15 protein-coding genes are annotated in these 24360 nt (G+C 71.5%); 7 read left to right on the top strand and 8 right to left on the bottom strand.

The features are described 5' to 3' along the window. Positions 1-28 precede the first annotated feature (28 nt). Both ACFY16_RS35015 and ACFY16_RS35010 read left to right on the top strand, forming a co-directional pair. On the top strand, positions 29-1477 hold the full coding sequence (locus ACFY16_RS35015; RefSeq protein WP_390651264.1) for a M1 family metallopeptidase: 1449 nt from the start codon (positions 29-31) through the stop codon (positions 1475-1477). A gap of 196 nt (positions 1478-1673) precedes the next feature. Beyond that, on the top strand, positions 1674-3665 hold the full coding sequence (locus ACFY16_RS35010; RefSeq protein ID WP_390651286.1) for an N-acetylmuramoyl-L-alanine amidase: 1992 nt from the start codon (positions 1674-1676) through the stop codon (positions 3663-3665). A gap of 107 nt (positions 3666-3772) precedes the next feature. Here the strand turns inward: ACFY16_RS35010 and ACFY16_RS35005 are convergent, their stop codons facing one another. The 3 genes from ACFY16_RS35005 to ACFY16_RS34995 all read right to left on the bottom strand — a co-directional run bounded on the left by ACFY16_RS35005 (position 3773) and on the right by ACFY16_RS34995 (position 8131). After that, a complete protein-coding gene (locus ACFY16_RS35005; protein ID WP_390651263.1) occupies positions 3773-5848 on the bottom strand; it encodes a SpoIIE family protein phosphatase in 2076 nt (691 codons plus the stop codon). Between the two features lie 693 nt (positions 5849-6541). Next, complete coding sequence (locus tag ACFY16_RS35000) at positions 6542-7402, bottom strand: LysR family transcriptional regulator (RefSeq protein WP_390651262.1); 861 nt, start codon at positions 7400-7402, stop codon at positions 6542-6544. A gap of 153 nt (positions 7403-7555) precedes the next feature. Continuing rightward, the gene (locus ACFY16_RS34995; RefSeq protein ID WP_390651261.1) at positions 7556-8131 is read right to left on the bottom strand and encodes a Dps family protein; all 576 of its coding nucleotides are present in this window, start codon (positions 8129-8131) and stop codon (positions 7556-7558) included. Positions 8132-8373: 242 nt separating this feature from the next. Here ACFY16_RS34995 and ACFY16_RS34990 point away from each other — a divergent pair, with 242 nt between their 5' ends. Further along, the gene (locus ACFY16_RS34990) at positions 8374-9735 is read left to right on the top strand and encodes a dihydrolipoyl dehydrogenase family protein (protein ID WP_390651260.1); all 1362 of its coding nucleotides are present in this window, start codon (positions 8374-8376) and stop codon (positions 9733-9735) included. Positions 9736-9761: 26 nt separating this feature from the next. Here the strand turns inward: ACFY16_RS34990 and ACFY16_RS34985 are convergent, their stop codons facing one another. Beyond that, entirely contained in the window at positions 9762-10244 is a 483-nt protein-coding gene (locus ACFY16_RS34985) for a carboxymuconolactone decarboxylase family protein (RefSeq protein ID WP_390651259.1), read from the bottom strand. Positions 10245-10371: 127 nt separating this feature from the next. Between ACFY16_RS34985 and ACFY16_RS34980 the strand changes: the two genes are divergently transcribed. Further along, positions 10372-11295 carry a pirin family protein gene (locus tag ACFY16_RS34980; RefSeq protein WP_390651258.1) on the top strand — a complete coding sequence of 308 codons (924 nt, stop codon included), beginning with the start codon at positions 10372-10374 and terminating at the stop codon, positions 11293-11295. A gap of 44 nt (positions 11296-11339) precedes the next feature. Here the strand turns inward: ACFY16_RS34980 and ACFY16_RS34975 are convergent, their stop codons facing one another. The 3 genes from ACFY16_RS34975 to ACFY16_RS34965 form a co-directional block, all read right to left on the bottom strand. After that, positions 11340-12038, bottom strand: coding sequence for a type 1 glutamine amidotransferase domain-containing protein (locus ACFY16_RS34975; RefSeq protein ID WP_390651257.1), 699 nt, complete (start codon positions 12036-12038; stop codon positions 11340-11342). 550 nt (positions 12039-12588) lie between these two features. Next, positions 12589-13449, bottom strand: a complete 861-nt coding sequence (locus tag ACFY16_RS34970) for an alpha/beta fold hydrolase (RefSeq protein WP_390651256.1) — start codon at positions 13447-13449, stop codon at positions 12589-12591. Positions 13450-13753: 304 nt separating this feature from the next. Further along, positions 13754-15607 (bottom strand): ATP-binding cassette domain-containing protein, encoded by a 1854-nt coding sequence (locus ACFY16_RS34965; RefSeq protein ID WP_390651285.1) that lies wholly within the window; start codon positions 15605-15607, stop codon positions 13754-13756. Between the two features lie 403 nt (positions 15608-16010). On the opposite strand from ACFY16_RS34965, the gene ACFY16_RS34960 reads away from it, so the two are divergent. Then, positions 16011-19016: a BTAD domain-containing putative transcriptional regulator gene (locus ACFY16_RS34960; RefSeq protein WP_390651255.1), complete on the top strand. Its 3006-nt coding sequence runs from the start codon at positions 16011-16013 to the stop codon at positions 19014-19016. Here ACFY16_RS34960 and ACFY16_RS34955 read toward each other — a convergent pair. Beyond that, positions 18970-20685, bottom strand: coding sequence for an MFS transporter (locus ACFY16_RS34955; protein WP_390651254.1), 1716 nt, complete (start codon positions 20683-20685; stop codon positions 18970-18972). The genes ACFY16_RS34960 and ACFY16_RS34955 overlap by 47 nt on opposite strands. A 278-nt stretch (positions 20686-20963) precedes the next feature. On the opposite strand from ACFY16_RS34955, the gene ACFY16_RS34950 reads away from it, so the two are divergent. Next, positions 20964-22967 carry a BTAD domain-containing putative transcriptional regulator gene (locus ACFY16_RS34950; protein ID WP_390651253.1) on the top strand — a complete coding sequence of 668 codons (2004 nt, stop codon included), beginning with the start codon at positions 20964-20966 and terminating at the stop codon, positions 22965-22967. 112 nt (positions 22968-23079) lie between these two features. After that, on the top strand, positions 23080-23994 hold the full coding sequence (locus tag ACFY16_RS34945) for a helix-turn-helix transcriptional regulator (protein ID WP_390651252.1): 915 nt from the start codon (positions 23080-23082) through the stop codon (positions 23992-23994). Positions 23995-24360 lie beyond the last annotated feature (366 nt).

The following is a 24360-nucleotide window of genomic DNA, read 5'->3' as shown; positions in this document are numbered from 1 at the left end:
CCTCGCCCTCGCTCTCACCGGTGCCGTCGTGATCACCGGAGTCGCCGTCCTCACCCGCACCGTCCCCCAGGAGGGCCACCGCTTTCCTGGCCGCCCCGGCCCCACCGCGGCCCCGTCACCTGGCGCCCCGGGCATCGGCGACCCGCTCGTGCCGCTCGACGGCAACGGCGGCTACACGGTCCGCCGCTACACGCTCGACTTCGACTGGCGGGCACCGCGCACCCCCTTCGAGGCCGCCGCCACCGTCAGTGCCACCGCCACGCAGGACCTGTCCCGTTTCGATCTCGACTTCGCGGGCAACACGCTGCACACGGTCACCGTGGACGGCGCACCGGCGAGCGCCCTGCGCGACGGCGACGAACTCGTCGTCACGCCCGCGAAGCCGATCCCCCGGGGGAGCACCTTCACGGTGCGGGTCGCCTACACCGCCGACCCGACACAACGACGGCACCGCGGGGACGCGATCCGGGACTACGGCTGGGTGCCCACGCCCGACGGCACGATGGTCTACGCACAGCCCGACGGCGCCAAGATGATCTTCCCGGCGGACGACCACCCGAGCCTGCGGGCGCCGGTCACCTTCCGGATCACCACCCCACCAGGCCTCAGCGCAGTGGCCAACGGCCGGCTCGTCGAGCGCGTCCGACGACCCGACGGACGGGTCCGGTGGACGTACGACTCCGAGCAGCCGGTCGCGGCGCAGCTGATCCAGATGGCGATCGGCAAGTTCGCGTTCGTCGACAGCACCGGCCCGCGCGGGCTGCCCGTCCGGGACGTGGTCCCGGGGGACCTGGTCACCGACACCGAGGCGTACCGCTCGCTCACCCCCGAGCACCTGGCCTGGCTGGAAGAGCGGCTGGGCCCGTATCCCTTCCGCCGCTACGGCGTGCTGGTCGGGGACACCGACCTGCCGGTGGCGCTGGAGTCGCAGTCGCTGTCCGTCCTGCCGAGGGGCGACCTGCTGGGTGACCGGGTCGACGCCGAGCGCAACCTCGTGCACGAACTGACCCACCACTGGACCGGCGACAGCGTCGCCATCCGCCGGTGGTCCGACCTGTGGCTGAGCGAGGGGCACGCCCGCTTCTACGAACGTCTCTACTCCGACACCCACGGCGGCAGCAGCCTCGAGGACGCGATGCGGGCGGCGTACGAGCAGCACGACCAGTGGCGGCACGACGACGGGGCGCCCGCCGAACCCACCGAGGCGACCCTGTTCAAGCTGATGCGGTACGACGGCTCGGCGCTGGTGCTCTACGCCCTCCGGGAGAAGGTCGGCGAGGAGACCTTCGAGACGATCGAACGGTCCTGGGTGACGAAGTACCGCGGCCGGGCCGCCGGCACCCGGGACTTCGTCGCGCTCGCCTCCGAGGTCGCCGGCGAGGACCTCGGCCCGTTCCTGACCCCGTGGCTGTACGGGGCACACACCCCGCCCATGCCGGGGCACCCCGACTGGCAGGTCGACCCGGTCCAGGACTGAGCCGCCACGCCGCACGTACTGCCGCCGACCGGGTGGCCTGTGCCGGGCCGCTGGTCCACGCCGGTGACGGTTGGCGCGACGTGGCTCGTCGGACACGGAAGCGTACGAGGGGTGGCGTCAAGGGCAACTCCTTTGTCCTGGTTGCGTCCTGCTTGCGTCCTGGCTGCGACGAGCATGGTTGGAGATCTTTGCAATGATGAGAAGACCTGTCGCCCCCCGTGTCCCCGGCGCCCTGCGCGGGCGGCGCTGGTTGATCTGCGTGACCGCGTCGGCGGCGCTCCTGGTGCCCCTGCTGACCGGTCCGCTGGGCGGCGGGCCGGACGACCGGCGCCTCCAGGACGCCTTCACGGATGCCGCGAACGAGTACCACGTGCCGCGAAGTGTGCTCATGGGCGTGGCCTACCTCCAGTCGCGGTGGGACTCCCATCCGGGCGCCCCGAGCGTCGTCGGCGGCTACGGGCCGATGCACCTGGTGGACGCCGGCCAGGCCCTGGACCCGTCGGCGCCGCCCCGCGGGACTGCCCGGCCGGACGCGATGGCGGCGGGACCGCCGGCCTCACCGGGGGCGAACGTCTCGAGCGGCCGCTCCGTGCAGCCGGCGGACCTGGCACGGGCCGCCCGCCTGATCGGGGTCCCGGCGGAGAAGCTCCGGACGGACGCGGCCGCCAACGTGCGCGGCGGCGCGGCCCTCCTGGCGGAGACGCAACGACAGCTCGGCAAGCCGCTCAGCGCCGACACCGCGGACTGGTGGGAGGCGGTGGCGCGGTTCCCGGGCACGGCTGACCGGGACTCGGCGGCGACGTACGCCAACGACGTCTTCGCGGTGATCCGCCAGGGCGCCCACCGCACCACCGACGCGGGCCAGCGCGTCAACCTCCCCGCCAGCCCGGGCGTGCGCCCCCACCGCCCGGTGGTCGCACGGCAGCCGAAGGATGTCGAGTGCCCGCCGGAGCTGTCCTGCTCCTGGCTCAGCGCGCCGTACGTCGAGATCGACGACGACGGCGACTACGGCAATCACGACCTGGCCGACCGGCCCAGGGACCAGAAGATCGAGTACATCGTCATCCATGACACCGAGGCGTACCTGCCGAACATGTTCCAGACCGTCCAGGATCCGACGGAGGCGTCGTGGCACTACTCCATCCGCTCCAAAGACGGTCACGTCACGCAGCACATCAGGACCAAGGACATGGCCTGGCACTCCGGCAACCAGTTCGTGAACGCCCGCTCGATCGGCATCGAGCATGAAGGTTTCCTCACGCAGCCCAACACCTGGTACACGGAGGAGATGTACCGGTCGTCGGCCCGCCTGGTGCGCTACCTGGCCAAGAAGTACGACGTCCCGCTCGACCGGCAGCACATCTTCGGCCACGACAACGTGCCGTCCCCGACCGCCGGCAGCATCCCCGACATGCACGACGACCCCGGCCCCTTCTGGGACTGGCGCCACTACTTCGACCTCCTCGGCGCGCCACTGCGGGCCACGGCCGGACCGGACAGCGACATGGTGACCGTGCTGCCCGACTTCGCCACCCACAAGCCGCCGTTCACGGGGTGTGCCGGCGACGGTGTGCTGTGTGCGCCGCACGGCTCCAGCGCCGTCCGCCTCCACACCGAGCCGTCCGAGGACGCCCCGCTGATCCAGGACCCGGGCCGGCACCCGGACGGCGACGACTCCACGAAGGACGTCAACGACCTGGGGTCGCGGGTCTCCGCCGGCCAGACCTTCGCAGTCGCCGAACGCAGCGGCGACTGGACGGCGATCTGGTTCCAGGGCAACAAGGCGTGGTTCAGCAATCCGAAGAAGCACCCGACGGCCGTCGGTGCGGCCGGCCGGATGGTGACTCCGAAGGACGGCCTGAGCGAGATTCCGGTGTTCGGGCGTGCCCTCCCGGAGGAGGACGCCTACCCGGAGGGGGTGGAGGAGCCCCCCGAGTCACCGCTCCCGTACAGCCTCCTCGAGGGCCAGCGGTACGTGACACAGGGCCGTCTCGACGGCTCCTACATCGACAGGTCGTTCTTCGTCGACACACCGAACCCGGTGGTGAAGGGCCAGGAGGAGTACTACGAGATCCAGTTCGGCCACCGGCTCGCCTACGTCCGGGCGAGCGACGTGGACGTGGTGAGCGCTTCATCAGCCGCGGCCGGACCGCCGGCGGGAGACGGGGAGAGCTCTCCCCAGCAGTGAGGGTGCCGGACACCTTCGCGACGTGGGCGCCGCAGGACACAGCGCCGGTCCTGCGGTCCGCCCCCGGAGACGCTGTCGCCCCCGTATGTCCGTCAACCGGGGTCCTGTCAGATGGGAAACGACTGCTCGGTCCAGATCGTCTTGCCCTGGGGCGTGTAGCGGGTGCCCCATGCCTGGGCCAGCTGCGCGGCGATGAACAGACCCCGTCCGCCCTCGTCGACCGTGCGGGCGTGGCGCAGGTGGGGTGCGGCCGAGCCGGTGTCACAGACCTCGCACGTCAGGCTGCGGTCGTTGACCAGACGGACTTCCACAGGCGGGCTGCCGTACCGGATGGCGTTGGTGACCAGCTCGCTGACGATGAGCTCCGTGTTGAACGCCGTCTCCTCGTCCACGCACCACGCGACGAGCTGCCTGTGCGTACGTTGCCGGGCGAGCGCCACCGCGGTCGGCTCGGAGTCGAACCGCCAGGCGGTGAACCGGTCCGCGGGGAAGCACCGGGCCCGCGCGACGAGCACCGCGGCGTCGCCCGCCCCCAGGTCGGCCGGGAGCGCGTACACGATGTCGTCGCACAGGTCCTGGAGGGGCCGCTCGCCGTAGTCCGGCGATTTCCGCAGCGGGCCTGAGGAGTCCGCGAGGTACGAGGTCAGCAGCGGGTCGCTGGCGAACACCAGGACGCTGCCGTCCGGCACCTCGAACTCCACGGTGGCGAACGGCGCGTCCTCCTCGGTGCCGAGGCCGGGGCCGGCCGGCGTGTCGGGGACGGTGACGGTGCCGTCGGGGCGGACGAGGACGGGGGCCAGCCGCCCGGCGCCGGCCATCGTGCAGCTGCCGGTCAGGGGGTCGTGGACCGCGTACACGCAGTCGGCGGTGAGCGTCTCGCGGCGCAGCGGGTCGCCCAGGGGCAGCGCCGCCCGCTCGGTCGCCAGCTGTGCCGCCGTGTCGTGCAGCCGGGCCAGGAGCTCGTCGGGGGCGAGGTCGAACGTGGAGAGCGAGCGCACGACCGTGCGCAACTGGCCCATGGTGGCGGCCGCGTTGAGGCTTCTTCCGGGCACGTTGCCGACGACGAGCGCGGTGCGGGCGCTCGACAGGGCGATGGTGTCGTACCAGGCGCCGGGAACGGCACCCGTGACGGACAGGTACGCCGTCTCCAGGGAGGAGTGGGTCTCGGGGCTCCGGGGCAGCAGTTGACGCTGGACCGTGGCGGCGACGGTGTGTTCCCGGGTGAAGCGGCGGGCGTTGTCGATACACAGGGCCGTGTGGGCGGCCAGTTCGACCGCGAGGTCCCGGTCGCCCTCGTCGAAGGGCGGGGACTGTCCGGTGCGGTAGAGGCTGACGAGGCCCAGGACCGTGTCGCGCAGGGTCAGGGGAGCGGCGAGGAGGGTGTGGGCGCGCGAGGTGCGGATGGCCTCGGCACGCGGCGGGTCGACGGACAGCCACGGGGCGTCGGGGGGCAGGTCGACCACCCGGGGGTGCAGATCGGCCATGGCCTGGGTGAAGGGCGTGGGACCCGGCAGGCGGTGTACGTCCCCCACCGGATGGGCCTGGGGCGGGTGCGCGGCCGTGCTCCGGAAGGCGACGCGCATCAGGGGCGTGTTCAGGGGCAACGGGGCGAGCGGCGGGTCATCGCCGCGGATCACGGCGTCCACCACCTCCACGACGGCGAGGTCGGCGAACGCGGGCACCAGGGCATCGACGAGGTCCTCGCAGGACACCGCCGTGTCCAGGGTGCGTCCCACGGTCCGGCGGACGGCGTCCAGCACCTGGGCGCGGCCACGGGCCCGCTCCCGTTCGGTGACGTCGACCGCGGTGACGGCCAGGCCGAGAACCGTCCCGTGCGGGTCCTCCAGGCGCAGCGCGGTGATCTCGAAGTGTCGTGCCCGGGACGGGTCCTCCCTGAGCCGTGTCCGGACGATGTGCTGCCGCAGGGGGACCCCGGTGTCCAGCACCTTCCGGACGGGAGCCTCGATGTCGTCGCCCTCGACCATGCCGTACACGGCGCTGATCGGCTGCCCGATCACGTCGCCGACAGAGAGGCCTGCCTCGGCGGACGTGGCGGCGTTGACCCGCACGACCCGCATATCGGTGTCCAGAAAGTGCAGCCCGACGGGTGACCGGGTGAACAGCGCCTCCAGCATCGAAGCCGCCGCCTCGTCCACCTGTCGACCTGGATCGCCGTGCGCCACTGGTACCTCCTCCGGCTTTACGCGCCGTTGTTGCTTCCAGCGTGCAGGGCGGTCGAATCCGGCGCATTCGGAGGACACAGCCGTGAGCTGAACATTACTGTCCGTAGTCATGGCGACGCCGGCCGGCTCGGCGCACGCGTACTTCCCGGTGGTCGCGGGCGGGCTCGCCGCCGGCGTCGTGGACATGTTCGCCACCCTCGTGGCCGAGCGGATCAGGCACCGCACCACGGGGACGGAGGCCGCGCGTGCCCACCTCGTCTCGTGCATCCGCGACCACATCGACCGGAACCCGGGGATCCGGAGCCCTGTCGGACGACGGAGCGGCGAGCCGCGGTCCGACCGGCAGACTGACGGTATGCATGGCATGCCCGGCCCGGGCGTCCGGGCGTCGGGCCGGGTCCGGGTGCCCCGGCCGGGCGGCCACTCGTGTTCGGCCTCGGGTGTCCGTGGTCCGAGGGGCGGGTGTCGGCGCACAGGGGTTGGGTGTCGGCGCCGGCTGGGGCGAGCCGGCGGTCGTGCGGCGGGCTGATGGCTCGTCCCGGCCCACGCCCCGGTCCATGCTCCGTCCCGCGCCCCCGTCGGTCGCCACGGCCGGTCGTGCCGGTGTCCGCATGCGGACGCGGGGTCCGCATCCGCGCTCGGGTGCCGAGGCCCCGTGGTGTGAGTCGGCCGCCCCGTGGTGTGGGCCGACCGTCAGGTGATGTGTCGCATCAGCGCGGTGACCGCCGGCGCTACGGTGCCACCGGGCCGCACCACCAGGACGTTCCAGTGCGGTGCGTGCCGGGCGAAGTGGCGCAGGGTCAGGTCGGGGAAGCGTGCGGCGATCGACTCGGGCATGATGCACACGCCGAGGTCGTGCCGGACCAGTTCGGACGCGGCGACGATGTCGTTGACCTCGAAGGCGGGGCTGCGCTCGACCCCGGCGGCCCGGTAGGCCCGGTCCACGGCGTGCCGGATCGCCCAGCCGGGTGTGAAGTCGACGAATGGCAGGTCGGCCGTCTCCGCCAACGTCACCTGGTCGGCATGGGCGAAGGCGCGCTCGGACGAGGCGGCAAGGACCATCTCCTCCCGTGCCAGCAGCCGGGTCACCAGCCCCCGTTGCTGCTGCCGGTCGAGGGCGACGACGGCGAGGTCGACCGAGCCGTCGCGCAGTGCCTGGCGGAGCTCGGTGACAGCCGCCTGCCGGAGCCGCACCACGACGCGCGGATGCTCCGCCCGCAGCGCGGCCAGGGCGCGGTGCAGCCCGGCCCAGACACCCTGCATCGTGCCCACCGTGACGTGTCCGCGCAGCTCGCCCCGTGCGCCGGCCGCCGCCTCCCGCGCCTGCTCGGCGGCCCGCAGTGCCGCGCGGGCGGCCGGTACGAACTCCTCGCCGGCCGCGGTCAGCGCCACCCGGTGTGTGGTCCGGTCGAACAGCTGGATCCCGAGTTCCTTCTCCAGCGTGCGCACCGCTCCGGACACCGCCGACTGCACCACGTGCAGCCGGCGCGCCGCCGCGGTGAAACCGCCCTCTTCGGCGACCGTGACGACGACCTCCATCTGCCGCAGGTCCATACCCACTCTCCCCGACGAACGCTCCGGGCGGGTCGTCCTCCACGGCGGCCGACACGCGCCTCGATCATCGCACCGCACGAGCGGCCCGCGACGAACGCGTGCCCGGCACGCCGTCGTACGGACGGACCTACCGGGCACGCGGCCGATTGCCGCTCAGGAGCGGACCAGGGGAGTGTCGACCAGGTGCTCGGCCAGGAACCAGGCCTGCAGTTCGCCGGTGCGGATCACCTGGGACACCAGCAGGTCGTTGGTGCCGTCGTCGCCCAGTTCGGCGGTGCGGGCAGCCGCGTCGTGGGCCTGCGTCAGGATCGTCTCGTGGGCCTCGAGCAGCCGTGAGAGCATGGCCGGGACTTCCTCCACGCCGTCCGGCGGACGCGGGATCGACGTGAGCTCCGCCACGTGCCGGGAGTCGCCGACGGCGACCCCGCCCAGGGTCTGCACCCGCTCGGCGATCGTGTCGACGAGTTCCAGCTGTTCTCCCGCGTGCTTGTCCAGGAGCAGGTGCAGCTGGTAGAAGGTCGCGCCGCGCATGATCCAGTGGTGCTTCTTGTAGAGGCCGTAGAGGATCTGCGTGTCCGCGAGGACCTTGTTCAGGCGCTGGCAGGCGTACATGCGCGCCTCGTACGTCAGCCCCAGCGGGAACTGCTTGACGGTCCCGAACTCCTGGATGACCGCGCCTTTCTGATGCAGCCACGGTTGGCTGCTCGCGGGCTTGGAGTGGGTGGTCATGGCGCGCCTCCTGGGATGCCGTGCTGCTTGTACGCCGATGACGGTAGGCCGGGGAGCGCCGGGTGAATTGTCCGGCAGCGCACACATCGGTGTCCGTGCGCGCACCATGGTCCCGGCCGGTGCGCGGGTGTTCGCTCTCGGGTCGGCAACCGTGCGCTCAGGGACTCGGGGCGCCGTCCCCGTCGCCCTAACCTCGGTGCCTGCGGCCTCTGGCACAGCCGCACGGACAAGGAGGCAAGGGCGTGGACGAGCAGGTGGACGTGGTCGTCGTCGGCCTCGGACCGGGCGGTGAATACGCCGCGGGCGCGCTGGCCGAGGCCGGTCTCGAGGTGGTCGGCGTCGAGGCGGAACTGGTCGGGGGCGAATGTCCGTACTGGGGGTGCGTGCCCAGCAAGATGATGATCCGGGCGGGCAACCTGCTGGCCGAGGCGCGGCGCGTGGCCGCCCTGGCCGGCGATGTGGACCTGACCCCGGACTGGTCCCGGGTCGCCGGACGCATCCGGCAGGAGGCCACCGACGACTGGAACGACCAGGTGGCGGTCGACCGTCTGACGGCCAAGGGAGGCCGCCTGGTCCGCGGCACGGGACGCCTCGCCGGCCCGCGCCGGGTGACGGTCGGCGACCGTACGTTCGTGAGCCGCCGGGGTGTCGTGCTGGCCACGGGCAGCCGGCCGCGGATTCCCCCGGTGCCGGGACTTGCCGCGACCCCGTACTGGACCAATCGGGACGCCATGGCCGCCAAGGAACTGCCGGCGTCGATGGTCGTCCTCGGCGGCGGCGCCATCGGCGTGGAGGTCGCCCAGGTCTTCGCCCGCTTCACCTGCCGCGTGACCGTGGTCGAGGGACAGGAGCGGCTGTTGTCCCAGGAGGAACCGGAGTCGGGCGACCTCGCCGCCGAGGCACTGCGGGCCGACGGTGTGACCGTGCTCACCGGGGTACGGGCCCGGCAAGTGAGCCATGACGGGAACGAGTTCACCGTGTGGCTCGACGGGGCGGCGGAGCCGCTGCGCAGCGAGCGGCTGCTCGTCGCGACCGGACGGCACGCCGAACTCGCCGGACTGGCTGTCGAGACGGTGGGACTCGATCCGACCGCCGGCGTCGTGCCCACGGACGGGCAGATGCGGGCGGCGGAGGGACTCTGGGCGGTCGGCGACGTCACCGGCCGGGGCGCGTTCACCCATGTGTCGATGTACCAGGCCCAGATCGCCGTCCGTGACATCCTCGGCAGGCCCGGTCCCGACGCGGACTACCGGGCGTTGCCCCGGGTCACCTTCACCGACCCCGAGATCGCCGCCGTGGGACTCACCGAGCGCCAGGCCCGTGAGCGCGGCCTGCGGGTGCGGACCGCCGTGCTGCCCAACTCCTCCTCGACCCGAGGCTGGATCCACGGACCGGGGGGCGAGGGGTTCGTCAAGCTGGTCGAGGACGCCGACCGGGGCGTCCTGGTCGGCGCGACCTCGGCGGGGCCGGCCGGCGGCGAGTTGCTGTACGGACTGAACGTGGCCGTCCACGCGGAGGTCCCGGTCGAGCGCCTCCAGCACATGATCTACACCTACCCGACGTTCCATCGGGCGCTGGAACCGGCGCTGGCGGCCCTACGGTGACGCCCCGCCGACCGGCGAGGCCGACGTCACCGATCCGCCCGTACCGGATGCTTGCTCATGATCGAGACGCGGTTGAACGCGTTGATGGTGATCGCCACCCAGATCACCGCGGATATCTGGTCGTCGGTGAGCGAGTCCCGGGCGGCGGCGTAGGCGGAATCCTGCGCGGCGGCGTCGGCCGGCTGCGTGGTCGACTCCGCCAGCGCGAGAGCCGCCCGTTCCTCCGGAGTGAACAGCTCGGTGTCGCGCCAGGCCGCCAGCACTCCCAGCCGTTGCGTCGTCTCGCCGGCGCGCAGGGCGGCCCGGGTGTGCACGTGGAGGCAGTAGGCGCAGCCGTTGATCTGCGACACACGGAGGTTGACCAGCTCCACCAGCGTGCGGTCGAGCCCGGCGTCGGCGGCGGCCGCGCGCACCGCCTCCGATGTCTGCACCAGCGCGTGGTACGCCTTGGGGCTCTGCTTGTCGATGAAGATCCGCTGGGTCGCGGACCCCGGCGTGGCGCTGTTCAACCTGCACTCCTCCGGGAGCCGTTCCCGGCTCCCCTTACTCGGGCGTGTACGTGGTGCCGCTATCGTCCTATGATCAGGATTGTAGTGGTTGAATGTGAAACTATCCTGTAAGCAGGAGGTGGCCCCGATGAGCAACGCCGAAGCAGGTCCTGTCGGCGTACTCACCCCACGCGACGTGCCGCTGGGCGGCCCGCGGTCGATGACCGTGCGGCGCACGCTCCCGCAGCGTGCCCGGAGCCTGATCGGAGCCTGGTGCTTCGCCGACCACTACGGGCCCGACGACGTCGCTCGCACGGGCGGCATGGTGGTGGCCCCGCATCCGCACACCGGACTGCAGACGGTGAGCTGGCTGTTCAGCGGTGAGATCGAGCACCGCGACAGCCTCGGCAGCCACGCGTACGTACGGCCCGGTGAGCTGAACCTCATGACCGGTGGACACGGCATCAGCCACTCCGAGGTCTCCACCGCGCGGACCACCGTCCTGCACGGCGTCCAGCTGTGGGTGGCGCTTCCCGGGGAGCACCGCGACACCGAGCGGGACTTCCAGCACTACGTGCCCGAGCCGGTACGCGGCGACGGCGCGGAGATCAGGGTCTTCCTGGGCACCCTCGCCGGAGCCACCTCACCGGTGCGGACCTTCACGCCCCTGCTCGGCGCCGAAGTCACCCTCGAACCCCGCGCCGCCCTCACACTCGCCGTGGCCCCCCGCTTCGAGCACGGCCTCCTCGTCGACCAGGGCCAGGTCCGGGTTGCCGGCACCCTGTTGCACCCTGCGGAGTTGGGTTATGTCCCCACCGGAATCGACACACTGACGCTTGTCAACGAGTCGGACGAGACTGCCCGGACGGTTCTTCTCGGCGGAACACCGTTCGAGGAGGAGATCGTCATGTGGTGGAACTTCATCTGCCGGTCACACGAAGAGGTCGTACAGGCTCGTGATGAGTGGATGTCGGGGGAGCGGTTCGGTTCGGTGAAGGGGTACGACGGTGACCCGCTGCCGGCGCCCGAGCTTCCCAAGGTCCCGTTGAAGCCGCGGCGGAATGCCCAGTGACCTGCTGAAATGCAGTGAGCTGACGGGTGATCACGCGTGACTGATTAGGGGGACAGTGCCTTGACGAGTTCCTTGGCGAGGGGGCCCGAGGACGCGGGGTTCTGCCCGGTGATGAGGGTGCGGTCCACGACCGTGTAGGGCTCCCAGGCGGGACCCCGCGAATACTCCGTAGGCAGCTTCCTCAGCTCGTCCTCCAGAAGCCACTTGGCCTTGTCGGCGAATCCGACTCCGGCCTCCTCCTCGTTGCAGAATCCCGCTACACGGTAGTTCGCGAAAGGTGTGTCGCCGTTCGCGTCACGGGTCGCGAGGAAGGCGGCCGGGGCATGGCAAACGACGCCGAGTGGTTTGCCGGAAGCGAGTGCCTCCCGTAGGAGCGCCCCGGAGTCCGGGTCGACCGAAAGGTCTTCCATCGGGCCATGGCCTCCGGGGTAGTAGACCGCGTCGTAGTCCTCTAGACGCACCTCCTCGAGGGAGATGGGGTGCCGCAGCTCCTCCGCCTTCTCGATGACGGCCTCCTCCCGGAGGGAGTTTTCCTCGCCGCCCGCCATACCGGGCCGCAGGCTCATCGTGTCCACAACGGGTACGACCCCGCGAGGAGTTGCCACGGTGACCTCGTGTCCGGCATCGGTGAACACGGTGTAAGGCGCCACGAACTCCTCGGCCCAGTACCCGGTGGGGTGTCGATGCCCGTCCTCCAGGGTCCAATAGCTTGCGCCGGTCATCACGCACAGGATCTTGGCCATGGGATGCTCCTCTGGAAGATGTCACTCGGCGAGGGCGTAGTACTACCAGTTTGATACCTGTATAACGAGTGTGAGTGGACATCTCGGAATCTGCAACTTGCGACCGATCGGTGCACGCGTATCGCATATGAGCATCGAGAAGCGGCAATAGAATCCCGGTGCCGAAATATATCAAGGGAAAGAGTTCTCGCTACGTCCGTACCGGGCAGATCCACCACCATGCGATAGTCAATGCGATGGCCTGCGAAAGCGGGAGTCTCCAGTGGAGAAATCCGGATTTATGCGACCCAAAAGTCGGCCGTCGCCGACACGGTGGCACAACGAGGGCCGGCCCAGCAGAGCATTTCAGAGGATTGTCATGGTCAAACCCTGTAGCCCCTGCGATTGCATTCCGCCGAGGAGACCCGGAGTTTCACTGTGGCGATGTTCGACCCCGATGTGCCTATTGCTTCGGGCCTCTGGCATAACCCTCTTCCGCACCTTTGAGCGGGGCTGGCCCGATCATGTATGAGGGTCCGTCGGCGCGCTGACGGACCCTCATACGACCGCCCTACTTCTTCCACATGTAGTCCTCGGCGGCGTCGACGATCAGGTTCTTGACGGCCTGCGGGTGGGAGATGAGGGACACGTGCGACGAATTGATCTCCACTGTCTTACGAGCATTCGCCCGTTTCGCCTCGAACAGCTCCAGGGCCGGGTTGATCACTTGGTCCTGTCTGCCGACAAGGACGTATACGGGCTTGTTCCGCCATGCGGCGCCGGTGAGCTTGTCCGCGAACGCCGAGAGCGCGATCGGGCGCTGGGTGGCGCCCAGGATGCCGGTCTGACTCGTGGGCAGGTCGGCGGCGAAGACCTGGTGCAGTTTGTCCGGCTGTACGTAGACGTCCGTGCCGGTGGTGCCGTCACCGTTGCGGAAGGGCACCTGCTTCAGGGCCTTGGTGAGCGGGGCGGGAGCGAACTTCGCGGAGAGGCTGGAGAACGACTCCCCCGTGTCGGGCATGATCGCGTTGATGTACACGAGGGCCTTGACGTTGTCGTTTCCCACGGCGGCCTGGGAGATCACCTCTCCGCCGTAGGAATGGCCGACCAGGACGATCGGTCCCTTGACGGACTTCAGGAAGCTTGCGAGGTAGGTCGAGTCCTGGGGAATGCCGCGGAGCGGGTTGGCCGGTGCGGCCACCGTGTAGCCGTTCTGCTGGAGCCGTGCCACGACGCCGTTCCAGCTCGACGCGTCGGCGAAGGCGCCGTGGACGAGCACGATGGTGGGCTTCTTCCGGCCGGGGTCACCGCTCGGGCCACCGGCCTCTGCCGTTTCGACTGTCAGTCCGGAGGTGATACCCGATACGGCCAGAAGAGCCGCGCCCCAACGGGCAATGTTCACGGTGCGGCGGGACTCGCGGGATATTCGCATGCCGGTCCTTCGGTGCGAGGACGTCGGAGGACGCCCGGGATTCCATATTCGATGGCACCTGACGGCTTGTCCCTGCGCAGGGGCCATCCGAGTGAACTCACTCGGTAGTGCCAAGTGCACCCCCCTATCAAGCCGCACTCCTCCGCGCGGCTTTCCTCATCAGGACCCGCAGATGGCCAAGAGAGAGAATCAAGCGGCACCACTGCCGCGGGCCATGACCGGTACGTCCCCTGACCCGCCCCCGTGCTTTTCGACGGGGACACGTCCGCGCATGCGCAGGAGAGATGGTGCGGGGAAGCCGCAGTCAGCGGTCTTGGGACAGGGCCAGGAGTTCGGCGAATGTGCCGCCGCCGTGGACCAGGTCGTCGTAGCGGCCCTGCTCGGTGATACGGCCCTCTTCCATGACCACGATGTGGTCGGCGAGCTTGGTGTTCTCCAACCGGTGGGTGACGACGATCGTCATGCGCTCCGAGGCGATGGCCTTCACCTTTTCGAAGATCTGGTGCTCGCCGCGGGGGTCCATCTGTGAGGTGGGTTCGTCGAGGATCAGCAGTGGAGTCCGGCGGTACAGGGCGCGTCCGCAGGCGAGTCGCTGCCATTGGCCGCCGGAGAGTTCGGCGCCTCCGAAGAGTTCGCGGGCGAGAAGGGTGTCGAGCCGGTGGGGGAGTTTCTCGATCGCGTCGCGCATGCCGACGGCGTCGACGGCCTCCCATACGGGTGCGTCGTCGATGCTGAGGGGCTGACCCAGGGTGATGTTCTCTCGCGCGCGCAGGGGCCAGGTGGCGAAGTTCTGCGGCACGAGGGCCGTGCGGGACCAGAGGGAGCCGGGGTCCGCCTGGGCGAGATCGGTGTGGTTCCACAGGACGCGCCCCTTGTCGGGGAGGAGGATGCCGGCGATCAGCCGGGTCAGGGTGGACTTGCCTGAGCCGTTCTCACCCACGAGCGCCAGGATCTCGCCGCGGCGCAGCGTGAGGGAGACTCCGGCGACGGCCGGTTCGTCCTTGCCCGGGTAGCGGTAGACGACGTCGTCGAGCCGGATCTCGTCCACACGGTCCGGGATGGTCGACTCGCCCCGTTTTGGAGCCCGGGCGGTGGCGAAGTCGAGGAAGCCGCGCATGTCGGCGAGATACAGGGAGGTGTGGAAGAGCGCGGCGCCGTAGATGACGAACTGGGAGAGGGCGGCCAGGGTGGTCTGGACGGCGACCACAGCGGTGGCGGCGATGGGCAGCGCGACACGTCCGGTGGCGGTGAGCCAGGCCAGGGTTGCCCAGGTGGCGAGCAGGAACAGGCCGCCGAGGGCGGAGGTGGCCAGGGCGATGCGGAGCATGCGGGGCGCGGCTTCCAGGGTGCGCTGGTCGATGCGTTGCGACAGGGTCCGGTACCAGTAGATGAGGTAGCCGGTCATGCTGTTGGCGCGCACTTCGTCGCTGCGGCGCGGGTCGGTGGCCCACCAGCGCATCATGCCGCGCACGTTGCGGTCGCCGACGTTGGCGTAGTGGGTCTCGTAGTCGACGCGGGCGGACAGGACGGCGCCGAGGCCGGCCGGAAGCACGGCGAGCAGCAGGAGCGGAAGCATCAGCCAGTGCAGGGCGGTGATGACGCCGCCTGCGGCGATCATACGGATCAGGGCGGCCATGAACCGCTGGGCGTCGGTGACCATCATCCGTGTGCGGGTGACGCCGACTTCCGCGGCTTCCTGGCGGTCCGCGAAGCCGTCCTCGCCATAGGCGGAGGATTCCACGCGGCACACGGCGGCGACGAGTGCCGTGTCCGCTGCGGTCATCAGGCCGGGGGAGATCCGTCCGTCCGCGTAGGACGCCAGGGCGCTGCTGATCCGGCCGGTGGCGGAGGCCGCGGCGACGACCACGAGCGCGGGCAGGGCGCCGTGCAGGCGTTCGGACACCGTGCCCCCGCCGAGGATGTGCGTCATGGCCCTGGCGGTGAAGGCGAGCAGCACACCGGCCGCGACGCCGGTGAGGGCCTGGCAGACGAGCAGCAGGACGACGGCGCGCCGATCGACCGCCCACGCCATGCGGGCCGTGTGGCCCAGCACGGAGGGGAGTCTCCTGCACATCGCGGCGAAGCTGGCCTCTTCGAGCGGGTTCTTGCCGTGCTTTCCCTCGTAGCTGATGGTCGCCGGAGGGGGAGGGGGCGGCATGCTCGAGCTGTCGGTCGAGGTGTCGGTCACGGTCACCTGTATCCCTCCGTGGGGGTCGGCGCCGCACCTGGGTGGTCCGGCGGTGTCTGGCTCAACGACGCCAGAGGCGATTCGAACGCGCTCGATTCCGGACGAAGCGCGACGCCCGTGATTGCCGGGCGCTGCAGACGAGGTCGCCGTGCCGCAAGGCATGTGCGGCGGCTGGGGTTGGCCGAATCGCCGATACCTGTTACCTGTGCGACGGAAGGGACGGAGACGAGGGCCGCCGGCAATGACGAGTCCGCCGGCGTCACCGACCCGGTGACGTCCGCCGTCCTGTGGTGGCCGGACCAGGAAATGGGCTGATCACAGCGGTCGTGACGTAGAGTCTGTGCCGGGGGCGGGTGATCGGAGGGGGGGAGACGTGCCGCTGGTATCGGTACGGTTCGCCGTTCTGGGGCCCGTGCGGGCCTGGCGCGCGGAGACGGAGCTTGATCTCGGTGGTCCCCAGGAGAGGGCGTTCCTGGCTCTGCTGCTGGTCCGGGCGGGGCAACCGGTCACCGTGAGTGAGATCGTCGAGGTGCTGTGGGGCGCGCGGCCGCCGCGTAGCGCGGTCAATGTCGTTCGCCGTCATGTCGGATCCCTGCGACGCCTGTTGGAGCCCGGTCTGCCCGCTCGCGCGTCGGGCCGCTGGCTGGTCCGGGGAGCGGGCGGATACCGGTTGCTGACCGACAGCGGATCCTCCGACCTCCTGCGGTTCCGTGAACTGTGCGAGGAGGCCCGGGAGCCGAGCGTGCGGGAGAAGACGGCGGGGGCGGTCGAGCTCCTCATCCAGGCGCTGTCGCTGTGGCGAGGCCCGGTCGCGTCCGGGATCTCCCCCGACGCCCGCGCGCACCCGGCGTTCGGTGCGCTGGAGCGCGAGCGCCTCGCGGCCGTACGGGACGCCGTCGACGCGGCGCTGCACATCGGCATGCCCGACGCGGTCCTGCCCGATCTGCGGAAGGCGGCCGCCGATCATCCGCTGGACGAACCCCTGCTGGCGAGCCTGGTCCGCGCCCTGGCCGCCACCGGTCGTCGGACCGAGGCCCTGCGTACCTATCAGGCCATATGCGCGCGACTCGCCGACGAGCTGGGGATCGACCCCGGTCCGCAACTGCACGACGCCTACCGGGCCGTCGCGGGCGACGGGTTCGGCGATGGGTTCGGGGCGGCGACCGGCGCAGAGACCGGCATGGCGACCGACGCGACGACCGGCACGGCGAGCGGGGGCGTAGGGACCCGGCCCGACGGCGATGCCTGGTCCGAGGGCGATGCCCGGCCCGCCGCCGATCCTCGGCCCGCCATCGACGCGCGGGCCCCGAAGGACTCCGGGCACTACCCAACGCGGCGGCCGGCGACGCCGGCCCCCGCGCAGCTGCCCCACGACCTGCCGCTGTTCACCGGTCGGCAGGCGGAGCTGGACGACCTGTTCCCACCGCCCACCGCTGAGGGACAGCCCGCCGAGACGGTGGCGATCAGCGCCATCGGCGGCATGGCCGGTGTAGGAAAGACAGCCCTCGCCGTGCACTGGGCCCACCAGATCGCCGACCGGTTCCCCGACGGGCAGCTCTACGTGAACCTGCGGGGCTTCGACCCCTCCGGGGCGATCACGGAGCCCGGGGACGCCGTACGCGGCTTCCTCGACGCGCTGGGCGTGCCGCCCGAACGTGTCCCGCACGATCTGGACGCGCAGGCCGCCCTCTACCGCAGCGTGCTGGCCGGACGCCGGTTCCTCGTGCTGCTGGACAACGCGCGGGACACCGACCAGGTGCGGCCACTGCTGCCCGGCACCTCCGGCTGCCTCACCATCGTCACCAGCCGCAACGAACTGTCCGGGCTGGTGGCCGCCCACGGGGCCCGCTCCCTGACCCTGCGTCCGTTCGACGCCGAGCAGGCGCGGGCGTTCCTCGTCCGCCGGCTGGGAGCCGAGCGGATCGCGGCCGAGCCCGGGGCCGCGGACGAGATCACCCGGCTGTGCGCGGGACTGCCGCTCGCGCTGGCCTGCGTCGCAGCCCGCGCCGCCGTCCACCCCGGCTTCCCGCTGGAGGCCGTCGCCGCCGAACTGCGCGAAGCCCACGGCAGCCTGGACGCCTTCACCCGGTCCGACACGTCCGTGGACGTCGGCACGGTGTTCTCCTGGTCCTCCCGCGCCGTCTCGGCCGAAGCCGCCCGGCTCTTCCGGCTCCTCGCCCTGCATCCCGGCCCGGACTTCTCCGTACCGGCCGCGGCCGCCCTGGCGGGTCTGCCGGTGCGCCGGGTGCGCCCGCTGCTGGCCGAACTCTCCGGCGTACACCTCGTCAACGAGTCGGCACCCGGCCGTTACACCTTCCACGACCTGCTCCGCGCGCATGCCGCCGAGCTCGTCGAGGACCACCACACCGACGCCCAGCGAGAGGAGGCCGTGCACCGGCTGTTCCAGCACTGTCTGCACACCGCCCGGGCCGCCGGTCTGCTGCTCGCACCCCACGGGGACCCGATGCCGCTTCCGCCACCCCCGGCCGGGGCGGACCCCGAACCGCTCGCAGACGACGGCCGGGCACTGGCCTGGCTCACCGACGAGTACGCGGTGCTCCTCGCCGTCATCGACGCGGCGGCGAGCCGCGGAGCCGACCGGCTCGCGTCTCTGCTGGCCTGGTCCCTGGAACCCTTCTTCGACCGGCGCGGCCACTGGCACGACTGGGCCGCCGCCCAGCGCACCGCCCTCGACTGCGCACTCCGGCTGGCCGATCCCGCCATGGAGGCCCGTGGCCTGCGCGGACTGGCGCGGGCGGAGGGCAGACTGGGCCTGCACGACCAGTCCAGGTCCCGCCTCGAACGGGCCCTGGAACTGTTCACCGCACTCGACGACCAGGTCGGCCGGGCCGACACCCACCGAAGCCTCGGCTGGGAGAGCGAACAGCAGGGCGACCTCGCCGGGGCCCTGCGGCACAACCGGCTCGCCCTCGACCTGTTCCGCACCACCGGCCACCGGGCCGCGCAGGCCAGCGTGCTCAACTCCGTCGGCTGGTACCAGGCGCTGTGCGGGGAGTACGAGCAGGCGCTGAAGCACTGCGCCGAAGCCCTGACCATGCTCCAGGAAGTGGGCGACCGGTACGGCCAGGCCGCCACCTGGGACAGCATCGCCTACGCCTACCACCACCTGAACCGCCACCCGCAGGCCCTGCTCGGCTACCGCAACGCGCTCGCCCTGCTGCGGGAGCTCGGGGTGCCGTACCTGGAGGCCGTCACTCTCATCCGCATCGGCGACACCCACCTCGCGACCGGTGACCACGAGGGCGCCCGCACCTGCTGGGAACAGGCCCTCGCTCTCCTCACCTCGCTCGGCCATCCCGACGTCGAGCAGGTCAATGCCCGGCTCCGCGGGAAGGACGATCAGCTCGGCGCGGGGTGACACCCGGGGACCGGTTCGCCGCGCCGCCTGTCGACCCGTCGGCCGTGTCCGGTACGACGGGTCCCGAAGCGGCGTCGAAGGCGTGGGTCACCTCCGGCTCCGTACCCGGGACGAGAAGTCCACGCGCCTGCTCCTCGTGACGGCGGTCGGTGGCCGTGAGCCGGGTGTGATGCTGAGCGAGGTGTTCGGACCAGGACGCGACCAGGTAGTTCTCGACGAACCGCGCCGGATCGTTGCCGTCCTGGTAGAGACCCCAGGTAAGGGCTCCGGTGCGCCGTCGGGACCGGGCGACGCGGGCCATGGCGTCCGTGAAGGCGGCGGGGTTGCCGGGGGCGACACGGTAGGCGACGGAGACGAGCACCGGCCCGTCCGCGGGCCCGGGCTCGAACACCAGGGGCGGAACGGGCCAGTGGTCGGACGGCGAGGGGTCGACGCCCTCCGTGCCGTGGAGCGGCCAGAGACGCACGCTGACTGCGCTGACCAGCATCAGGACGCTGCCGACCAGCAGCGCGGCGGTCAGTCCCAGCCAGTCGGCCAGCACGCCCCACACGGGTGCCGCCAGCGCCTGCCCGCCCTGAAAGACCAGGAGGTATACGGCGAGTCCGCGCGCCCTGACCCAGCCCGGAAGCCGTGTCTGCACGGCCGCGTTGAGGGTGGACAGAACGCCGATCCAGGCGAGCCCCGCGGGCAGCAGAGCGACCGTCGCCGACCACGGATCGCGGACCGTCGCCAGCACGGCCAGGACACCGGCGAAGACCAGCGCCCCGGCGCCGAGGGTGCCGTTCGGGCCGAGGACACGGCGGATCCGGGGGAGCGCGAAGGCCCCCGCGACGGCGCCCACCCCCACCGCCCCCAGCAGCAGCCCGTATCCGCCCGAGCCGAGGCCGAGGGAGCGGCTCGCACTCAGCGGGAGCAGGGACCACAGGGCGGCACCCCCGGGAATGAACAAGGCCGTGCGCAGCAGGATCCGGCGGACGCCCGGCGCGTGCCACACATAGCGGCGGCCGGCGTACAGGGCGGGCAGCAGCCTCTCGTGCGCGATGACGGGGGAGGAGGCTGCCGGGCGCCGCCAGAGCGCGAGGACGGCGGCGATGCCGAGGTAGGAGGCCGCGTTGAAGGCGAAGACCCACGCGGCGCCCGCCGCCGCGACCACCGCTCCGCCGAGCGCCGGCCCGACCGCACGGGCCAGGTTCATGTTCACCGCGCCGAGCGCGGCCGCCTGGCCGAGCCGGTCGCGCTCCACCAACTCCGGCTGGATCGCCTGCCAGGCCGGGCCCATCAGCGCCGTTCCGCATCCCAGGAGGAAGGTGAGGGCCAGTAGCAGCACTGGGGTGAGCGCGTCCGTGAACGCCAGCACAGTCAGCACACAGGAGACCGCCAGCATGGCGAACTGCGCCGCCAGCAGCACCGAACGACGGTCGAAGCGGTCGGCGAGCACCCCGGAGGGCAGGGCCAGCAGCACCACGGGAAGACTGGAGGCCGTCTGGACGAGCGTGACCAGAGCCGCGTTGTCGTCGACCAGCAGCCACTGGGCCCCTACCGTCTGCATCCAGCTGCCGATGTTGGAGACCAGCTGGGCGATCCACAGCGCCCGGAAGACGCGCGCCGCGAGCGGCGCCCACGGCGAGTCCGGGGTGAGGGGTTTCGACGATGACACTGCGGCGCTCATGCTGGTCCATGCTCTGCGGGTGCGGGTGCGGGTGCGGGTGCGGGTGCGACGGCCGGGGGAGGCGAGAGCGGCCTCTGCCGTGGGTGTGGTCGGTTGTGACCGTAGAGGCGGCCGCCCGCAGGCTGTTGACTGAGAGTGCACCGATCCCTGTCCCACAGCGCATCGGCCCGCGGCACGCCGGGCCCCGCTCCTAGGCTGTTGCGAGGAGGCGACGGGCGGTGTGTGGGCTCGACAGCACCCCGCCTGTACGTGGACATGAGAGGCGGCTCGGTGAAGTGATGCGGTTCGAGGTGCTGGGGCCCCTGCGGGTATGGCGGGGGGAGAGCGAACTGGATCTAGGGTTCCCCCAGCAGCGCGCCCTGCTCGGCCTGCTCCTGCTCCACACCGGCCGCCCGGTGCAGATGCACGCGATCGTCGACGCGCTCTGGCCCGAGCAGCCGCCCGTCAGCGCGCTGAACGTCGTGCGCCGTTACGCCGGTTCGCTGCGGCGGCTGCTCGAGCCGGGGCTGCCGCCACGGGCACCCGGACGGCGGCTGCTGCGCCGTACCGGCGGTTACCTCCTGGCGGCGGACCGGGACGAGGTCGATCTGCTGCGCTTCCGGGACCTCACCAGACAGGGCAAGCGGGCCGTCGCCACGGGTCGGCCCGACGTGGCGGTAGGGCACTTCGCCGACGCCCTGGGCCAGTGGCGTGGCCGGGTGGCCCTCGGCCTTCCGGCGTCCACGCGCGCGCACGTCCAGTTCGCGGGCGTGGAACGGGAACTCGTGGAGACCGCGCAGATGGCGGCCGATGCCGCTCTGTTGTGCGGCAGGGCCGCGGAGGTGCTGCCCGCGGTCCGTCGTGCCGCCGAACTCGACTCCCTCAACGAGGCGTTGCACGCCAGGCTCGTACTGACTCTGGCGGGCTGCGGACTGCGGGCGGAGGCACTGACGGCGTACGAGGAGACGCGACGGCGGCTGGCGGCGGAACTGGGTGTCACGCCCGGGCCCGAGCTGGGCGCGGCCCACGCCCGGGTGCTCCGAGAGCCGGTACGGCCGACCCGGCGCACACCTGACCGGGAGGGCGGCGCGCAGAGCCGACGGGAACGGCTGACGGCACGGTCGAAGCCGTCGGACTCGTCGGACTCTTCGGAATCTTCGGATTTCTGGGATTCTGCGGACTCCTCGGACTCCGGGGAAGGACCCTTCGTGCCGCCCGCCCAGTTGCCGCCGGACCTTGCCGTCTTCTGCGGCCGGCGGGCCGAGCTCGGCGGACTGACGGCCGTTGCCGACGCGGCGGTGACGTCCGCCGGGGCACCCGCGACGATCCTGGTCAGCGGCATGGCGGGCATCGGGAAGACCACTCTCGCGGTCCACTGGGCCCACGAGGCCGCCGCCCGGTTCCCCGACGGCCAACTCCACGTCGCGCTACGCGGCTTCGACCCGGCCAGGCCGGCGCTGGAGCCCGCCGAGGCACTCCGCGGGATGCTCGCGGCGCTCGGCGTGCCGGCCCGTCACGTGCCGGACGGAGTCGACGCACGCGCGGGCCTGTACCGCAGCCTGCTGGCGGGCCGCCGGGTCCTCGTCCTCCTCGACGACGCCGCCGACACGGAGCAGGTACGCCCGCTGCTGCCCGCGTCGCCGGGCTGCCTGGCGCTGGTCACCACCCGCAAGGGGCTGCCCAGCCTGATCGCCTCGGGTGCCCATCCGGTCCGCCTGGAACTGCCGTCCGCCGCCGACGCCCTGGCCGCGCTCGCCCTGCGGATCGGTCGTGAGCGACTGGCCGCCGAACCCCGCGCGGCCGATGAGATCGTCGCCCGGTGCGGCCGCCTGCCGCTGGCCCTGGCCATAGCGGCCGCACGCGCCGGCGGCCGGCGGGACCTCCCGCTGGCCGCCGTCGCCGCCGAACTCCGGGTTTCCGCCGGCAGCCTCGACGCCTTCACCGCCGCGCGTGCCTCCGCCGATGCCCGCGTCGCCTTCCTCTGCTCCTACCGGCTCCTGTCGCCGGAGAGCGCCCGGCTGTTCCGGCTGCTGTCCCTGCACCCCGGCCCCGACATCGAGGCGGTGGCTGCCACCGCACTCACCGATCTGCCACCGCGCAAAGCCCGCGCGGCGCTCGGTGAGCTCGCCGACGCCCACCTCGTCACCGAGCACGCGCCGGGCCGCTACATCCTGCACGACCTGCTGCGCGCCTTCTCCGCCGAACTCACCGGCGTACACGACTCCCCGGCCGAACGCCGGGCCGCGCGCCTCCGCCTGTCCGGCTCCGCTCCTGGCGTCGGCACCGCTGACGGCACACCGTAGCCCGTGCGGCGGAGCCGCCTTCACTCCGTTGTCACTTTTTTTGCACATACGCCGACCTACGCTCCGGGCGAAGCACAGGACCACCGGCCGGAGGCAACGGCGGAAGATGCCCATGACCAGCACCATCGAAGCCCGGGACGGCGAGACCGAGGTCTGCCGGATGCCCATGGGGCTCGACATCGTCATCACCGTCGAGCCGCCCGTACAACTGCCGGGGGAGCGGCCCGGCCCGGTCGGCCGACAGCGACAGCACCGGCTGACCGCCCGTGACAGCGGTGAGTACCTCTTCGTAGGCCTTCGGGGCGATGGAGGCGGCACACTTCCGGCGCGGGAGCCCGACGACATCCACCTCGGCCCGGGAGACATCTGTTTCTACGACGCCCACCATCCGCCGGCGCTCGACTTCCCGGAGCACTGCAGCGTGAAGGTGCTACTCGTCCCCCGTGAACTGATCGGCCTCGAGGAGGCCGACGTGCAGCGGATCGCGCAGGTTCCCGTCACCCGGTCGTCCCGACTCGGCACCCTGCTGTCGCCGTTCCTGTCCGACCTCGCCCACACCGCCTCGACCTCCCCTTCTCCGGTCGGCGAGATGCTGGCCTGGAACACCGTGAACCTCCTGGCCATCCTCGCCGCGGAGCAACTGGCAGGGGAGGAACCGGGAACGGCCGACGTCCAGTCGCCGTTGATGCCGAAGATCTTCGAGTTCATCGAGCTGCACCTGACCGACACGGAGCTGTCACCCGAGGTCATCGCCAGGGCGCACCACATCTCCGTGCGGTACCTGCACAAGCTCTTCCAGGAAGAGGGGACGACGGTCGGCCGGTGGATACAGCGTCGGCGGCTGGAGGAGTGCCGGCGCGATCTGGTGCTGCGGGGCCGGGGGAACCAGACCATCGCGGCGGTGGCCAATCGCTGGGGTTTCCTGAGCGCCACGCACTTCAGCCGGGTCTTCCGGACCGCCTACGGCATGTCTCCGCGCGAGTGGCGGGACACCGCGACGCGGAACGCGCGCTCCGGCCGGGGCTGAGCCGGACTGCGACAAGGGCGCGCTGCTGATCTCCTTCGAGCTTCGACACCTCGAAGATCAGCCGGTGGCCGTTCGTCTCCGGCGGAGCCGGGCAGGGCCCCGGACGTCGACTGCGCGGGGGCGCACGTGGTGGGGAGAACGGGGAGCTGCGGTACATCTTGGACTGGGACGATTCCCGCGGCGCAGGCATGGGGGCGCCGGGCACGACGGGGCGGCGTGGCCGAGAAACGCTCCAAGTGGATCTCTGGAACCGCGCCGAGGTCCCGGCGTCGACGTATGGCGGCAGCACGTCGTCCCAGCAGGACAATGGCAGTGCGATGCCTATCGGAGGTGGCACGGTGCGCTACGACCGCGCCGCCCGTTGAA

The sequence above is a fragment of the Streptomyces sp. NPDC001315 genome, assembly GCF_042896175.1.
In the GTDB taxonomy this organism is placed as follows: Bacteria; Actinomycetota; Actinomycetes; order Streptomycetales; family Streptomycetaceae; genus Streptomyces.
Note: the sequence above shows the minus strand (reverse complement) of the source record. Positions and strands in the feature narration are given on the sequence as shown.

What these genes read in the sequence shown, in the direction of transcription:
- ACFY16_RS34995 (WP_390651261.1), bottom strand. Translation starts at nt 8,131, where the DNA reads ATGACCACCCACTCCAAGCCCGCGAGCAGCCAACCGTGGCTGCATCAG.
- ACFY16_RS34945 (WP_390651252.1), top strand. Translation starts at nt 23,080, where the DNA reads ATGACCAGCACCATCGAAGCCCGGGACGGCGAGACCGAGGTCTGCCGG.
- ACFY16_RS35000 (WP_390651262.1), bottom strand. Translation starts at nt 7,402, where the DNA reads ATGGACCTGCGGCAGATGGAGGTCGTCGTCACGGTCGCCGAAGAGGGC.
- ACFY16_RS35010 (WP_390651286.1), top strand. Translation starts at nt 1,674, where the DNA reads ATGAGAAGACCTGTCGCCCCCCGTGTCCCCGGCGCCCTGCGCGGGCGG.
- ACFY16_RS34950 (WP_390651253.1), top strand. Translation starts at nt 20,964, where the DNA reads ATGCGGTTCGAGGTGCTGGGGCCCCTGCGGGTATGGCGGGGGGAGAGC.
- ACFY16_RS34965 (WP_390651285.1), bottom strand. Translation starts at nt 15,607, where the DNA reads ATGCCGCCCCCTCCCCCTCCGGCGACCATCAGCTACGAGGGAAAGCAC.
- ACFY16_RS34970 (WP_390651256.1), bottom strand. Translation starts at nt 13,449, where the DNA reads ATGCGAATATCCCGCGAGTCCCGCCGCACCGTGAACATTGCCCGTTGG.
- ACFY16_RS34955 (WP_390651254.1), bottom strand. Translation starts at nt 20,685, where the DNA reads ATGAGCGCCGCAGTGTCATCGTCGAAACCCCTCACCCCGGACTCGCCG.
- ACFY16_RS34980 (WP_390651258.1), top strand. Translation starts at nt 10,372, where the DNA reads ATGAGCAACGCCGAAGCAGGTCCTGTCGGCGTACTCACCCCACGCGAC.
- ACFY16_RS34975 (WP_390651257.1), bottom strand. Translation starts at nt 12,038, where the DNA reads ATGGCCAAGATCCTGTGCGTGATGACCGGCGCAAGCTATTGGACCCTG.